A 15,163-nucleotide genomic window follows, 5' to 3' on the forward strand; every position below is an offset into this window, starting at 1 on the left:
GTTATTTTTAAAAAGAGAGTATAATAAAATCGGAAACCGACCGTTTATCTCATTTACATGGCATCTAGGAGCGACGAGTGTTTCTTGGTTTGTTTGAGTATCGATGAATAGAAAGTAGTGAATCAAAAATATTGAAGAAAGCAAAAGGAGCGAAAAAGATGGAAATCACACATTTTGGACTGGAAGAATGGTTGAATAAGTGGGAAAAAGAAGCAGTATATGACCTTGCACAAAGTTCCATCGAAGCACTGACGTTAGAAGAACTGATTGGGTTAGACGGAACGACAGTTACTGATTTTTTTCAATCTTTGAGTAAAACGTCGTTGGATTATGGGTGGAGCGAGGGGACGGCAACTTTCAAAAAAGAAGTCGCTTCTTTGTATCAATCGCTTTCTTCAGAAAACATTATTCAAACCAATGGGGCGACTGGGGCGAACCTTTTGGCGCTGTATGGATTGATTGAACCAGGAGATCATGTGGTCTCCATGTTGCCAACCTATCAGCAATTGTATGACTTACCCAAATCTTTAGGTGCAACTGTTGATTTCGTACCACTCACAGAAGAAGAGGAATGGCGTTTTGATAGTGTGAAATTAGTTGATGTGATCCAACCAAATACTAAAATGATTTGTTTAAACAGTGCCAATAATCCAACAGGTACATTGTTGGATCGCCAAACATTGGAAGAAATTATCGAAATTGCCGAAAAAGTCGATGCGTATATTTTGATGGATGAGGTGTATGCCCCATTAGCAGGGGGAGATTTTGTCTCAATCGTGGATCTGTATGACAAGGGGATCACGACTAATTCATTGTCAAAGACTTATTCTGTTCCTGGTATACGCATCGGCTGGGTAGCAGCGAATCAAGAAATCATTGAGCGTTTAAGAAAATACCATACCTATTTAGTACTTAGCGGTGGTGTTTTGTCAGATGCATTAGCGGTTCACGCACTGAGGAATAAAGAAAAGATCCTTGCACGAAATAAAAAAATCGTTTCGGAGAATTTAGCCATCGTTGAAAAATGGCTGGCTGATGAACCAAATGTCCAATTAGTGTTACCGAATCACGTGTCAACGTCATTCATTCGCTTGAACATAACAGAAGATGATGAGCAATTTTGTATTGATCTTCTGAGAGAAACTGGTGTCTTACTGGTCCCAGGTAGTGCCTATGGGGTGCCTCAGCATGCGCGCTTAGGGTATTGTTGCAAGAAAGAAACATTAGAAAAAGGGTTAGCGTTACTTTCAGAATATCTAAAAGAATGTGGAAAAAACAAAGTATGAGAAATTTAAGAGACCCCCAAAAGCTAGACTGAAAAATCTAACTTTTGGGGGCCTCTTCAATCTTAAATATGACGATAGTTCTTGTTTATTCAGATTGACTATTATTAAGCGATCAATGTCCATGAGGTTGTGTGTGTTTGTCTGAAGAAAGGACAGGTGTATCGGATGTTTCTGATGAGTCAACAAGCTCATTGTCATGGATTTCTTGTGTGTTACGACGTACTAGTAAGAAGTTCACTAAAACAAGTAAAGAAGTGGAAAGAAAGACTCCTCGGTAACCAAACACGCTTGAAACGCTCGAACCAATCATTGGACCAACGACATTCCCAGTTGCTTGGAAGGATTGATTGTAGCTAAAAATCCGACCGGCGGCGTGATGTGGGGAATATTTGGTGATCAAAGCTTGGACAGCTGGAAGCAAACAAGCATCTGAAATACCGATCAAAAAACGCAACGCAGCCAGTTCCCAGACATTCGTGACAAAGGCCATTGGGATATAAACTAAAATTGCAAATCCTAAGCCAATAGCTAAAATACGTTCACTCCCGATTTTATCGCCTAAGCGACCAAAACGAGGAGCGGCGATCAATGTGGCAATTCCTGGGATCGAAGCAATGATCCCACTAATCAGTGTGACACTTCCATGTCCATTTAGTAACTGACGAATATATAAACTAATGATTGGGCTAATAGAATTATTCGAAGCTTGAATAATCATTGTTGTGACGAACATACCAATCACGACATGAGGATATTTCAATTCTTTGAATATTTGTTTGGCAGAAGCCATATTTTCCTTTTTAATAGGTACAAATGTTTCATGAACAAAGAAAAGACTTAATAAAAAGACGAAAAATAAAATGATTCCTGTGATGAAGAAAGTTGGACGATAACCAAATGCTGAGGCTGAAATCCCCCCAAGTAAAGGACCAAGCAATGTTCCTGTGACGGAACCAGTAGCCAATGTTCCTAAGACTTGACCACTTTTTTCTTTCGGCGTACCAGTAGCGACAAGGGCAGTGGCATTACTGATGTAACCAGAAAAGATCCCTTGTAACAACCGCAGTGCAACGAGTTGATACACACTGGTCACACAACCCATCAAGGCAATAACGACAGCCATCCCTAAGGAAGCACGCAAGAGCATCAATTTTCTGCCTTTCTGATCGGCTAATTTGCCCCACCAAGGAGAAATCAATGTGGTGACGAAAAACGTAGAAGAAAAGGTCAACCCACTCCAAAAATTCAATTGCGACGTACTATAGTTACCTAACGTATCTATGTATAGTGACATAAACGGCATGACTAAGCTAAACCCAATCCCTGCCATAAAAGTCCCAAACCATAAGACAAATAAGTTTTGTTCCCAAGTTTCTCTTTTCCTAAATAATTTTTCTTTGATGCGTGTGGTCACTGTTATGTCCTTCTTTCTGAAAATTTTCATTTACATTCATTTATTATAAACTACAATGTGTAGTTTATCAATGGAAGCCTCTTTTTTAAGTTCGTTTTTCATGGTAAACTAAAGTTGTTAAGTAGTTAACATACGAGAGGAACAACGAAATGAAAAAAAGAAATCTATCTCAAGAAAAAATCATCGCTTGCTTTCGTGGACTAGCGGAAGAGATGGATGTTCAACAAGTCACTTTTCAACACCTGGCTAAGGCGCTAGACGTCAAGTCTCCTTCCCTCTATAATCATTTTAAAAATATGCGTGATGTAAAGACCGCATTGACTGCAAAATTATTACAAGAGTTAAACGAAGCGTTGCGTCGTTCTTTGGTTGGAAAAAGTGGGGCAGAGGCGCTGCGTGTCTATGCACAAGTCTATCAGTCTTTTGCTTTTGCGAACCAGGCCGTTTACGAGTTGCTGATCAGTGTCCCTCACACCAATGAGGAGATTTTGTTAGAAGGAATCTATGAAACGAATCAGATCATTCTACAATTATTTGATGCCTTTGATTTGACCCGAAAAGAAAAAACGCATCGCAGCAGAGAATTGCGAAGTATCATCCATGGCTATTTGTCTTTACGATTTTTAGGCTATTTCACAAAGGAAGCAACTGTGTCTCCTGAAGAGAGTTATTCTTGGATGATCAATGACTTTATTGCCACTTTACCAAGTAAATAAGTAGTACGTTTCTTTAAAATAGACAAATTCATAAAATGTCCCTTTTATAAGAGAAATTTCTTGCAACTTTCTTGAAAAGTGTCTAAGATGAGTCTAGTAAAATCGTAGAGAAGGAGCACGAGTATGTATCAAGTAGTGACAATGTTCGGAGATAATGAGCCTTGGTGGTTCTTTGAGAATTGGGAAGAGGATATCGAAGTAGAAGAAACATTTGATTCTTTTGAAGAAGCACAGGTTAATTATGAACAAAAATGGCTTGCAATCAAAAATAAATACGAATATATCCATGCAAAAAGCAACTTTCTAAGTGCCTTCTGGAATGACGGAGACGAGCGCTGGTGTGAAGAATGTGATGATGATCTTCAACAATATAAAGGGTTAGCCTTATTGAAAAATCATCAGCCAATCACTTTAGAAAGCAGAAAGGAATTTTATGAAACAACTAATTCTAGCGGAAAAACCAAGCGTTGCGAAAGACCTAAGCAAGGTGCTTGGTGCTAATCAAAAACACAAAAATTATTACGAAGGACCCAAGGTGATCGTTACTTGGGCCCTTGGTCATTTGTTAGGGCTGAAAATGCCTGAAGACCTCAATAAAGAATGGCAAAGTTGGCAAATGGAAACGTTGCCGATGATTCCTAAAAATTTAGGAATCAAACCACTGCCTAAAACAGGTCACCAATTAAAAACAATCAAGCAATTGGCGCAACGTAAAGATGTGTCAGAGGCTGTGATCGCTACGGATGCCGGAAGAGAAGGGGAATTGGTTGCTCGGTGGATCTTGGAATATGTCCGCTTCAATAAACCAGTGAAACGTCTTTGGATTTCTTCCCAAACAGATAAAGCAATCAAGACAGGATTCAAACAATTGAAGCCCGCAAAAGACTATGATGCACTTTACTATTCGGCGCTAGCTAGAGCAAAGGCTGACTGGTTAGTAGGATTGAACGTGACACGGGCGCTGACTGTGAAGTATCAAGATAATCTATCCGCTGGTCGAGTTCAAACTCCAACACTCGCCTTGGTTAGAACACAAGAACGGAAAATTGAAACATTTAGACCACAAACCTATTTTTCAATTTTATTAGATGTACAAAAACAACAAGCAAAGATGGTTCAAAAAAATCAATTCGCATTGAAATCTCATGAAGAAGCTCAATCATTAGTGAAAGAGTTAGCTAAAAATAAAGGGACTGTGACAGCCATCCAAGAAAAAGTAAAAGTGGAGCCGGCACCATTGCCTTATGATCTAACGGAAATCCAGCGAGAAGCAAACCAACGTTATGGCTACTCTGCTAAAAAAACTTTGGGACTGGTCCAAAGTTTATATGAAACGCATAAAATCGTGACGTACCCTCGTACAGATAGCAAATATCTGACGAGTGATATGAAAAGTACGATGAAAGAGCGTTTACAGGCGGTCAGCGATTTTTCTCCAGAAGTGAAACAGTATTTAAAAAATGGGGCAGTTGTTCGACAAACAAAAGTCTTCCAAGACAGTAAAGTTACTGATCACCATGCGTTATTACCAACTGAAAATCGTCCACGCTATGAGAAACTTAGCAACGAAGAACAAAAAATCTATCAAATGATTGTTACTCGATTCTTAGGATTATTCGCTGAGCCACACAAAATCAGTCAAACAAAAGTGACTGTGACATTTGGCAAGGAACAATTTGTGTTCCATCAAAATCAAGTCCTTCAAGCTGGTTGGAAAGATGTCAGTCAAAAGGAGAGCAATGAAGTGGACTGGGTGGAGGGAATGCGTATCCAACCAGAATTTACGATCAAGAAAGAACTATCGGCACCGCCTAAGCCTTTGACAGAGGCGAGTTTACTAGGACTTATGGAAAAACATAGTTTAGGAACACCGGCAACTCGCGCCGAAATCATTGAAAAGTTGATCAAATCGGAATTGATGGAACGAACACCGCAAGGCTTGCAAGTCTCACCAAAAGGGAAGCAATTATTGGAATTAGTCAATCCTTCCTTAGTGACCCCTGATTTAACAGAAAGCTGGGAGAAAGACTTAGAAGCAATTGCAGCGGGGCAAAAACAAGCCAGCCAATTTTTAATGGGCATTGAAAAAGAAACAAAACGATTGGTACAAGAAATCAAAACAAGTAAACAATCTTACCAAGATTTCTCGATCACACAGAAAAAATGTCCAGACTGCGGTTCCAATCTTAGAGAAAAAAATACTCGAGATGGCAAAATCTATGTCTGCACGAATCAAGATTGTCATTACCGTAGAAGAAAAGATCCAAAAGTCTCGAACCACCGTTGTCCGCAATGTCATCGGAAAATGGAGATCATCGAAGGCAAAAATGGCGCTTATTTCCGTTGTAAATATGATGGGACGACCGAAAAAATGTTAGATAAAAAAGAACAAAAGAAAAAAATGACGAAGCATGAAGAACGTCGTTTATTGAAAAAGTACACGCAAGCAGAAGAACCGGAAGAAAGCCCACTTGCTGCAGCTTTAAAAGCAGCAATGAAGAAATAGCGTGTCGTTTGTTGAAAATCAGCAATGGTTTTTGAGACCACTATTGTATGTTAAAAAATGGTGATTGGTTTCAAGTGATTGCTGTTTATGTAACATGGTTTAGAATGTGAAAGAAGCTTAGTCTGAGACATAAGTCATGAGGTTCCTCTTAGAAATTGTTGTTTTTACGTACAATTTTAGGAGGAACCTCATTTTTTGTATGTTGGGCTTTTTATCACAAATAGCCGTGCTTATAAATCTTCGTAGATAGGTGGATGTTCAAGGTATTCTAAAATCTTGATGAAATCTAAAAATGATAAGATCAATGTTGTCGTGTTGACATTTGGATGAAATCCTACGGTAGAGGTTTGATCAATGGCTGAGTCAATGACTACTTGAATCGCTTTTTCTTGATCATGCATCAATGCAAAAGGTGTAACAGTACCGGGAGCTACCCCTAATAAATCAAGGAGCTGTTCTTCTGAAAGAAAAGACAAACGCTTCTCATTCAGCTGTTCTGCAAGTTGTTTCAAATTTGCCTGCTTTTCATCAGGTAAGATAACAAGATAAATTTGTTTCCCTTTTTTTGCTTTTAACACGAGATTCTTCACTTGAGGTCCTGGTAGTGTAAATGGCAGATTTTTGACAGAAGTAATCGGTGGATGATCCACCTTTTGATAGGGAATGCCTAGTAAATCAAGTAATTGATAGGCTTCTTTTTCAGTAGCAAAAACCATCGATTGATCGCTTCCTTTCTTTTTCTTTCATTCATTATAAAAAATAATTGACAAAAGAAAAATAATCGTGTAAATTACACGTAAGTTAAAATCAACGACATCGAAAAGAAGAGTAGCGATTAAATGTTTGAAGAGAGTCTCTGGCAGGTGGAAAGAGATAGCAGTTAATGGTGAAACACATCTTGGAGTCGATTTTCTGAAATACAGTAGGAAAATCCGGGAAGCCCGTTACAGCTGCGGTCATTGTTTGATGACCAGATAAGGTTAGTTTCCGTGAGGGACTAGCAAAAAAAGGTGGAACCACGTAATTTACGTCCTTTGGTCATTTGACCGAAGGACGTTTTTTTATTTTCGTGTGAAGTAAATGTCCAACAACAATTACTTTTGTTTTACCTCATTTTCTGGAATGACTGCGTGAGGTTTCTTTTGTGAAAAAGAAACAAACAGAGGTGGGAACACGTGTGATGCGTCCTCTTGACGAGAGTCAAGGGGATTTTTTTATTTAAAAGGAGGAAGAAAGAAATGAATTATTTGCTGGAAGTCATGCCACAACTATTAGTAGGGTCTCTTACAACGTTGAAATTATTTATTTTTACCTTGATTGGATCATTGCCATTAGGGATCATTTTAGCATTAGGGTTGTCTTTACATTTTAAACCAATTCGTTATATCTTGCAGACCTATGTCTGGGTCATGCGTGGTACACCGTTATTACTACAATTGATTTTTGTTTTTTATGGATTGCCAACGATCGGGATCGTCTTTGACCGTTTTGAGGCAGCATTATTGGCTTTTGTTTTAAATTATGCCGCTTATTTTGCTGAGATTTTTCGTGGGGGGATTCAATCGATTCCCCAAGGACAATATGAAGCTGCGCAAGTGTTACAGTTGAGTCCTTTTCAAACCGTCACAAAAATCATTATCCCACAAGTGACAAAAATCGTTTTACCATCGGTTGGGAACGAAGTGATTAACTTAGTGAAAGACTCTTCATTGATCTATATCTTAGGACTAGGAGACGTTATGCGAGCAGGGAAGATTGCGATGGAACGTGATGCAACATTGCTACCATTACTAGGTGTGGCTTTCATCTACCTAGCACTAACTGGTATCTTAACGATCATCATGAAACAAGTAGAAGGAAAATTAAACTATTATCGCTAGGAGGAATGGACATGATTGAATTAAAGAAAGTAAGTAAAGCATTTGGAGAAAAGAAAGTAATCAACGCGTTAGATCTAGTCATTCCAGATGGTCAAACCATGGCGATCGTCGGTCCTTCTGGTGGAGGGAAAACGACACTTTTGAGAATCTTAGCAGGATTGGAAAAAGCAGACAGTGGGGAATTTTATCTGGATGGTGTAGCCTTTGACCCATTTGAATTGAAAACGAAAGAGCAAGTCGTAGGTGTTGTTTTCCAAGATTTTCAACTGTTTCCACACTTAAGTATTTTTGACAATATCACTTTAGCGCCTAAAATGGTGTTGAAGCAATCGAAAGAAACGTATACGAAAAAAGCACAGGAATTAGCCGATTCACTTGGGATCAGTGATTTACTCAACAACTATCCTTATCAATTATCTGGCGGTCAAAAACAACGGGTAGCGATCGCACGTGCCTTGGCAATGAATCCTCGAGTTCTTGCTTATGATGAACCGACAAGTGCCTTAGACCCTGAGCTGCGACAACAAGTAGAAAACTTGATCGTCTCATTGAAGGCAGAAGGTGTGACACAAATCATCGTAACCCATGATTTAGTGTTTGCGGAAAATGTGGGAGATCAACTCGTGAAGGTCATCCCAAACAAGTAAGAAGGAGGGACACTTGATGAAAAAAATCAGTTTGCTACTTGCGATAGTTGCAGGGATCGTCTTTCTTTCTGGTTGTAGGAATGAAAAGACAGATAAAGATAATTGGTCAACGATTCAATCAGAAAAAAAATCATCATCGGGTTAGATGACACCTTTGTACCGATGGGGTTTCGTGATAAAGAAGGAAAACTAACAGGTTTTGATATTGACCTTGCTAGAGCAGTTTTTAGAGAATATGACATCAAAGTCGTTTTCCAACCCATTGACTGGTCCATGAAAGAGTTTGAATTGAATAATGGGACGATTGATCTCATTTGGAATGGGTATACTAAAACAGCTGAAAGAGCCAAAAAAGTCCAATTTTCAAAACCTTATATGCAAAACGAACAAGTCCTGATCACTACGAAAAAATCAGGGATCACCAGCTTTGCTCAAATGAAGGACAAAATCCTAGGAGCTCAAAATGGTTCTTCTGGTTATGATGCCTTTATCAAACAACCAAAAATATTAAAAGATATTGTAAAAAATCAGGATGCTGTTTTATATGATAGCTTTAATGAAGCATTGATCGATTTGAAGAGTGGACGGATCGATGGGTTATTGATGGATAAAGTATATGCTGGTTATTACTTGAAGCAAAAAAATGAGTTGGATCAGTTCAATATGATCAAAGGGGATTATCAAAGCGAAGATTTTGTCGTGGGTGCCCGAAAGAAAGACAAGGAATTAGTGAAGAAAATCAATGAAGGGATTGCGGAATTAGAAAAAACAGGAGAATTCCAACAAATCTCAGACAAATGGTTTGGTGAAGATGTGACACCCGTTCAGAAGTAAACAGGCAATCTAACATCATTGAGTGTCTTAAAAAGAAGCGTGGTAATTTGAGTGTCTCTCAGTTCACACGATAAAACCTATGAAATTAACCTGCGCCAAATGAATAAGCAAGAATTTTTGAAACACATATTTTAAAAAATTCTTGCTTATTTTTTGTCTGAAAAATTCCAATGATCATAAAATTGTTCAATGATTGATTTCTCCTTTTGTATTGAAAGGGGTTTCGTGTTATCCTTTTTTAGTAAGGATTGAAGCAAGAAAGGAAGAGATTGATGGAACACCAAAAATTAACTGAATTTCCCCAAGATTTTCTTTGGGGATCAGCCTCAGCGGCTTATCAAGTTGAAGGAGCCTGGCAAGAAGACGGCAAAGGAGAATCGGTCTGGGATCGTTTTGTCCGTATTCCAGGGAAAACTTTTAAAGGAACAAACGGCGATCTAGCGGTTGATCACTATCATCGCTTTAAAGAAGATATTGCTTTAATGAAAGAACAAGGATTGAAAGCGTATCGTTTTTCAGTTGCTTGGACTCGCATTTTTCCTAATGGTCGTGGGGAAATCAATCAAGCAGGGTTAGCTTTTTATGAAGAGCTGATCGACGAGTTGATTGAAAACGGGATTGAACCAATGTTGACATTGTATCATTGGGATCTTCCACAAGCCTTGCAAGATGAGTATGCAGGTTGGGAATCACGCCAAATCATTGAAGATTTCACTAATTATGCTGAAACATTATTTAATGCTTTTCGAGGAAAAGTCCATTATTGGATCAGCTTGAATGAACAAAATATTTTTACTTCACTAGGCTATTTATTAGCTGCTCATCCACCAGGTGTTACTGATCCGAAACGGATGTATCAAGTGAACCATATTGCTAACTTAGCAAATGCAACAGTGATCAATAAGTTTCATGAATTAGGAATGCCAGGTAAAATCGGTCCAAGTTTTGCTTACACACCTAATTATCCAATCAACAGCGATCCTAAAAATATTTTAGCTGCAGAAAATGCGGAAGATTTGATGGCTCATTACTGGATGGATGTCTACATGTGGGGCAAGTACCCGATCGCCGCTATGAAATTTTTAGAAGAACGTGGCTGGGCACCTGAAATGGTTGAAGGAGACGCAGAACTGCTTGAATCTGCTAAACCAGACTTCTTGGGGATCAACTATTATCAAACAGCTACTAATGCCTTTAATCCGTTGGATGGTGTAGGAGCTGGAAAAATGAATACCACTGGGAAAAAAGGATCTTCTGAAGAAACAGGCGTCCCAGGAATGTACAAAAAAGTCGACAATCCTTTCGTTGAACGTACGAATTGGGATTGGGAGATCGACCCAGAAGGATTGAGAATCGCATTAAGACGGATTACGAGTCGCTACCGAATGCCTGTATTGATTACTGAAAATGGTTTAGGGGAATACGATGAATTGACAGAGGACAAAAAGATCCACGATGAGTATCGTATCGCTTACCTTTCAAGTCATGTCAAAGCGATTAAAGAAGCGATCTCAGATGGTGCTGAAGTCCTTGGTTATTGTACTTGGTCTTACACTGATCTGTTAAGTTGGTTGAATGGCTACCAAAAACGTTATGGATTTGTTTATGTCGATCAAGATGAAACTCAAGCAGGATCATTGGATCGCTACAAGAAAGATAGTTACTATTGGTACCAACAAGTGATCAAAGAAAATGGCTCAACGATCTGACCTTTTTAATAGTAAACGTTCAGGGAAATAAAGCGTAATCGCTTTTTTCTAAAAATAGAAGCAGTGAGGATAAAACTTTCCAGCTTCATTGAGTTCACTGAATGAACCAAATGAATTGAATGAACCGAAATTCCCAAAAACTTTCTTGGTTTTTGTGGAATTTCGGTTTTTTTATCATAGTTTCTCGATAGGGGTGCAGGATCTAGCCATTGGTTATTTGAAAAAGTTTCTTAAAGTATTTGGCATAAATACAGTGTTCGAAAAGAAAAACTTTAAACTTAGAAACAAAACTTTTGTTCCCTCGCTTTTTTTTGTATAATGGAACTTGATGAAATGAGGGATAAAAATGGCAAAGAAAAAACGTCCTGCAAAGAAAAAGAAAAAGACGAAAAAGCAACAACAGCAGCAGGAACAACTTCTTGCGATCAGTATCGGATTTGCATTGATCTTATTTGCCGTATTTGGCTTTTTAAAACTAGGTTTTTTAGGTATTTTAGTGGCAAATGGTTTTCGGATCATTGCAGGGAACACTTATCAGCTTCTCTGTATATTATTAGCTATTTTAGGTTTTTGGGTCGTTGTAAAAAATACCGATTTTAAAATCGGTAAAAGCCGTCGGTGGTTTGGAGGCATTCTTTTTTACTTAGGAATTCTTCTCTTTTTACATGCCCATCTATTCGGAAAACTCCATAGTGGCGAACCAAACATTCTAGGAACCACTTGGGATCTGTTAGCAAGTGACATCCAGCATGCTCGAGTCAGCAGTAATGTTGGTGGTGGGATGGTTGGAGCAGCACTCTATAATTTTACGTATTTCTTGATTGCTCAACCTGGTAGTTACTTTGTTGCCATTTTATTATTAATAAGTGGTGCAATTTTATTTAGCAATATCGAAGGCTATCAATTAGTCAATAGCTTGCAAGTGATGGGAGAACGAATGCAAGAACTGCTGGAAGGAGATCCTGCAAAGCAAGCGAAGAAACAAGCGGCGAAAGAAGAACGGCAAAAGCAACGAGCGAAAGCACGAGAAGAGAAAAAATTAGCAGCAAAAGAAGCGGCAGAAGCTGAGATTGCTGAGCTGGAAAAACGTCGTTCCGCTGAACAACAAGCAAAGTCTGCGCCTTCTTATGAAAAAATAGCAGATGATGAACCCGAACAACTCAGTTTTGTACCGATCGATAGTTTTCAAAGAACTGTCCCATCTGCGACAATGGATATGCCAAAAACAGAGCCAACGGTCACAACGCCTACTGCATCTGAACCGTTAGAAGCAGAGAGCTTAGAAGATGATGGGACAGCATTAGAATTTGAAATCGAAGCAGAGCAGGAAAATCAAGATTATGAATTACCGTCAATCGATTTACTCGATTCAGTAAAAACGACGGATCAAAGTGACGAGTATAAAAAAATCGAGAAAAATATCGGAGTCTTGGAACAAACTTTTCAAAGTTTTGGCGTAGATGCGAAAGTCGTCAAAGCAAGTTTAGGACCCTCTGTGACAAAATTTGAAGTCCAACCAGCAGTGGGTGTCAAAGTAAGTAAAATCGTCAGTTTAACGGATGACATTGCATTAGCATTAGCGGCTAAAGATGTTCGGATGGAAGCACCGATCCCAGGTAAATCATTGATCGGAATCGAAGTACCGAATAGCAAGATCAGCATGGTGTCATTTAGAGAAATCATCGAAGCGCAACCCAATCATCCAGATAAGCTGTTAGAAGTGCCATTAGGAAGAGATGTTTCTGGGCGAGTCCAAACCGCAGACCTTTCTAAAATGCCTCACTTATTAGTAGCCGGATCGACAGGTAGTGGGAAATCGGTAGCAATCAATGGGATCATTACCAGCATTTTGATGCGAGCAAAACCCCATGAAGTCAAATTGATGATGATTGACCCCAAAATGGTGGAATTGAACATGTACAATGGGATTCCTCATCTTTTGACGCCAGTTGTGACTAACCCGAGAAAAGCTGCTCAAGCGTTGCAGAAAGTCGTTCAAGAAATGGAAGAACGTTATGAAAAATTCGCTGCTACTGGTGTTAGAAATATCACTGGTTATAATGAATTTGTCCAACAAAAAAACTTGGAAAATGGAACGAAACATCCTACCTTACCATTTATCGTGGTGATCGTGGATGAATTAGCTGACTTGATGATGGTTGCCAGCAATGAAGTCGAAGATGCTATTATTCGTTTGGCCCAAATGGCACGGGCAGCGGGAATCCATATGATTTTAGCGACCCAACGTCCAAGTGTGGATGTTATCACAGGGATCATCAAAGCAAATGTTCCTTCTCGTATGGCATTTGCAGTCTCTAGTGGAACGGACTCACGTACGATCATTGACTCCAATGGTGCGGAAAAGCTTCTCGGACGTGGGGATATGCTCTTCTTGCCAATGGGTGAAAACAAACCGATACGGGTTCAAGGTGCGTTTATTTCTGACCACGAAGTAGAACGAGTGGTCAACTTTGTAACAGATCAACAAGAAGCACATTATGAAGAAAAAATGATGCCTTCTGATGAAGTAGAATCAGGCGGTACCGCAGAACAACCACAAGATGAATTATTTGAAGAAGCTAAAGCACTTGTCATTGAAATGCAGACAGCAAGTATTTCATTATTGCAAAGAAGATTTAGAATTGGTTATAATCGGGCAGCACGCTTAGTCGATGAATTAGAAGCACATGGCGTAGTAGGACCTTCAGAAGGAAGTAAGCCAAGAAAAGTCTTCATTGAGCAAGTCGAAGAACCAATGGATATGATGCCAACGGATCACGAAACATAGAAAAAGTGCGTATGTGCTTGTCAGTTCTAACAATGAAACCGAAGAAACGCCAAAAGTAATTTTGGGTGTTCTTCGGTTTTTTTATGAGATTGATCACTTATTCATAAAAATCAAAAAAACGATAGCTAAAAAAGGAGGAGCATTCATAAACAGCCTAAGATTTGGTATCTTTGCTTTGTGAACTATTGCATTAGTTGTTAGAATCAGTTATAGTATGTAGCGATACTTTGAAAAAAAGAGGGAAACGATTTTGGAAAAACAATCCATTTATGGTTTAACAATCGAAGAATTAACCAATTGGTTTTTAGAAAACGGCGAAAAAAAATTCCGTGCCGCCCAAGTGTGGGAATGGCTTTATCAAAAGCGTGTCAAAGACTTCTCCGAAATGACCAACTTGTCAAAAAACTTGATAACAAAGTTAACGGATCAGTTTGTGATCAATCCGTTAAAACAAATAGTGGTTCAAGAAGCAACGGATGGCACAGTCAAATATCTATTTGAATTACCAGATAAAAATATGATCGAAACAGTCTTGATGAGACAAGAATATGGATTATCTGTATGTGTGACGACACAAGTCGGCTGTAATATTGGTTGTACTTTTTGTGCAAGTGGTCTGTTAAAAAAGAATCGAGATTTGACAGCTGGAGAAATCGTGGCACAGATCATGATGGTTCAACACTATTTTGATGAACGACAAGAAGGAGAAAGAGTGTCCCATGTGGTTGTGATGGGCATTGGCGAACCGTTCGACAATTATGATAATGTCATGAACTTCTTACACATCATCAATGATGCCAAAGGGTTGGCAATTGGCGCACGACACATTACTGTTTCAACAAGTGGTTTGGCAAATAAGATCAAAGAATTTGCTGATAATGGGTTGCAAGTCAATTTAGCGATCTCATTACATGCACCAAATAACGAGATTCGGACCTCCATCATGCGGATCAATCGGAGTTTCCCAATTGAGAAATTGATGGCTGCAGTAGATGAATATCTTGAAAAAACCAATCGACGAATCACGTTTGAATACATCATGTTGAATCAAGTCAATGATCGTCCGGAGCATGCACAACAATTAGCGGATCTACTAAAAGACAAAAAGAAATTAACGTATGTGAATTTGATCCCTTATAATCCAGTCAGTGAACATGACCAATACTCTCGAAGTCCTAAAGCAGATGTGCTGAAATTTTATGATGTATTGAAAAAGAATGGTATCAATTGCGTGATCCGTAAAGAACACGGTACAGATATCGACGCTGCGTGTGGTCAATTACGGAGTAAACAAATGAAAAAAGAAAAAGCAACGACTAAATAGCATTAGCTAATATCCAGCATCCATGGAGAAGAAACAACAAAGACGACAAAGCCTTGTGC

General features: G+C 38.9%; 10 protein-coding genes, 3 pseudogenes and 1 other annotated feature. Of the genes and pseudogenes, 11 read left to right on the forward strand and 2 right to left on the reverse strand.

The features are described 5' to 3' along the window. The first annotated feature begins 158 nt into the window (after positions 1-158). Positions 159-1,286, forward strand: a complete 1,128-nt coding sequence (locus EHR_RS06760) for an aminotransferase (RefSeq protein WP_010737144.1) — start codon at positions 159-161, stop codon at positions 1,284-1,286. 112 nt (positions 1,287-1,398) lie between these two features. Here the strand turns inward: EHR_RS06760 and EHR_RS06765 are convergent, their stop codons facing one another. Then, a complete protein-coding gene (locus tag EHR_RS06765) occupies positions 1,399-2,700 on the reverse strand; it encodes a multidrug efflux MFS transporter (RefSeq protein ID WP_010737145.1) in 1,302 nt (433 codons plus the stop codon). A gap of 149 nt (positions 2,701-2,849) precedes the next feature. Between EHR_RS06765 and EHR_RS06770 the strand changes: the two genes are divergently transcribed. From EHR_RS06770 to EHR_RS06780, 3 genes are all read left to right on the forward strand, one after another. Beyond that, positions 2,850-3,416 (forward strand): TetR/AcrR family transcriptional regulator, encoded by a 567-nt coding sequence (locus EHR_RS06770; protein ID WP_010720801.1) that lies wholly within the window; start codon positions 2,850-2,852, stop codon positions 3,414-3,416. A gap of 123 nt (positions 3,417-3,539) precedes the next feature. After that, a complete protein-coding gene (locus EHR_RS06775) occupies positions 3,540-3,917 on the forward strand; it encodes a DUF1033 family protein (protein WP_010720800.1) in 378 nt (125 codons plus the stop codon). After that, positions 3,850-5,922: a DNA topoisomerase III gene (locus EHR_RS06780; protein ID WP_071859342.1), complete on the forward strand. Its 2,073-nt coding sequence runs from the start codon at positions 3,850-3,852 to the stop codon at positions 5,920-5,922. The genes EHR_RS06775 and EHR_RS06780 overlap by 68 nt, the downstream gene beginning before the upstream one ends. A 230-nt stretch (positions 5,923-6,152) precedes the next feature. Here the strand turns inward: EHR_RS06780 and EHR_RS06785 are convergent, their stop codons facing one another. Continuing rightward, the gene (locus EHR_RS06785) at positions 6,153-6,638 is read right to left on the reverse strand and encodes a prolyl-tRNA synthetase associated domain-containing protein (RefSeq protein ID WP_010737147.1); all 486 of its coding nucleotides are present in this window, start codon (positions 6,636-6,638) and stop codon (positions 6,153-6,155) included. Positions 6,639-6,729: 91 nt separating this feature from the next. Next, positions 6,730-6,960: a binding site (T-box leader), on the forward strand. Between the two features lie 200 nt (positions 6,961-7,160). Here EHR_RS06785 and EHR_RS06790 point away from each other — a divergent pair. The 7 genes and pseudogenes from EHR_RS06790 (at position 7,161) to rlmN (ending at position 15,104) form a co-directional block, all read left to right on the forward strand. Then, complete coding sequence (locus EHR_RS06790) at positions 7,161-7,802, forward strand: amino acid ABC transporter permease (RefSeq protein WP_010737148.1); 642 nt, start codon at positions 7,161-7,163, stop codon at positions 7,800-7,802. A gap of 11 nt (positions 7,803-7,813) precedes the next feature. Continuing rightward, positions 7,814-8,449 (forward strand): amino acid ABC transporter ATP-binding protein, encoded by a 636-nt coding sequence (locus EHR_RS06795; protein WP_010720796.1) that lies wholly within the window; start codon positions 7,814-7,816, stop codon positions 8,447-8,449. A gap of 16 nt (positions 8,450-8,465) precedes the next feature. Beyond that, positions 8,466-9,283, forward strand: a pseudogene (locus EHR_RS06800) (amino acid ABC transporter substrate-binding protein). A 272-nt stretch (positions 9,284-9,555) separates the two neighbouring features. Further along, complete coding sequence (locus EHR_RS06805; protein ID WP_010737149.1) at positions 9,556-10,992, forward strand: glycoside hydrolase family 1 protein; 1,437 nt, start codon at positions 9,556-9,558, stop codon at positions 10,990-10,992. Between the two features lie 346 nt (positions 10,993-11,338). After that, positions 11,339-12,185, forward strand: a pseudogene (locus tag EHR_RS14755) (cell division protein FtsK); the annotation flags it as partial. An 80-nt stretch (positions 12,186-12,265) separates the two neighbouring features. Beyond that, a pseudogene (locus tag EHR_RS14760) lies at positions 12,266-13,780 on the forward strand (DNA translocase FtsK); the annotation flags it as partial. A gap of 250 nt (positions 13,781-14,030) precedes the next feature. Further along, positions 14,031-15,104: a dual-specificity RNA methyltransferase RlmN gene (gene rlmN, locus EHR_RS06815; protein ID WP_010737151.1), complete on the forward strand. Its 1,074-nt coding sequence runs from the start codon at positions 14,031-14,033 to the stop codon at positions 15,102-15,104. Positions 15,105-15,163: the final 59 nt, after the last annotated feature.

The organism is Enterococcus hirae ATCC 9790, assembly GCF_000271405.2.
Taxonomy (GTDB): domain Bacteria; phylum Bacillota; class Bacilli; order Lactobacillales; family Enterococcaceae; genus Enterococcus_B; species Enterococcus_B hirae.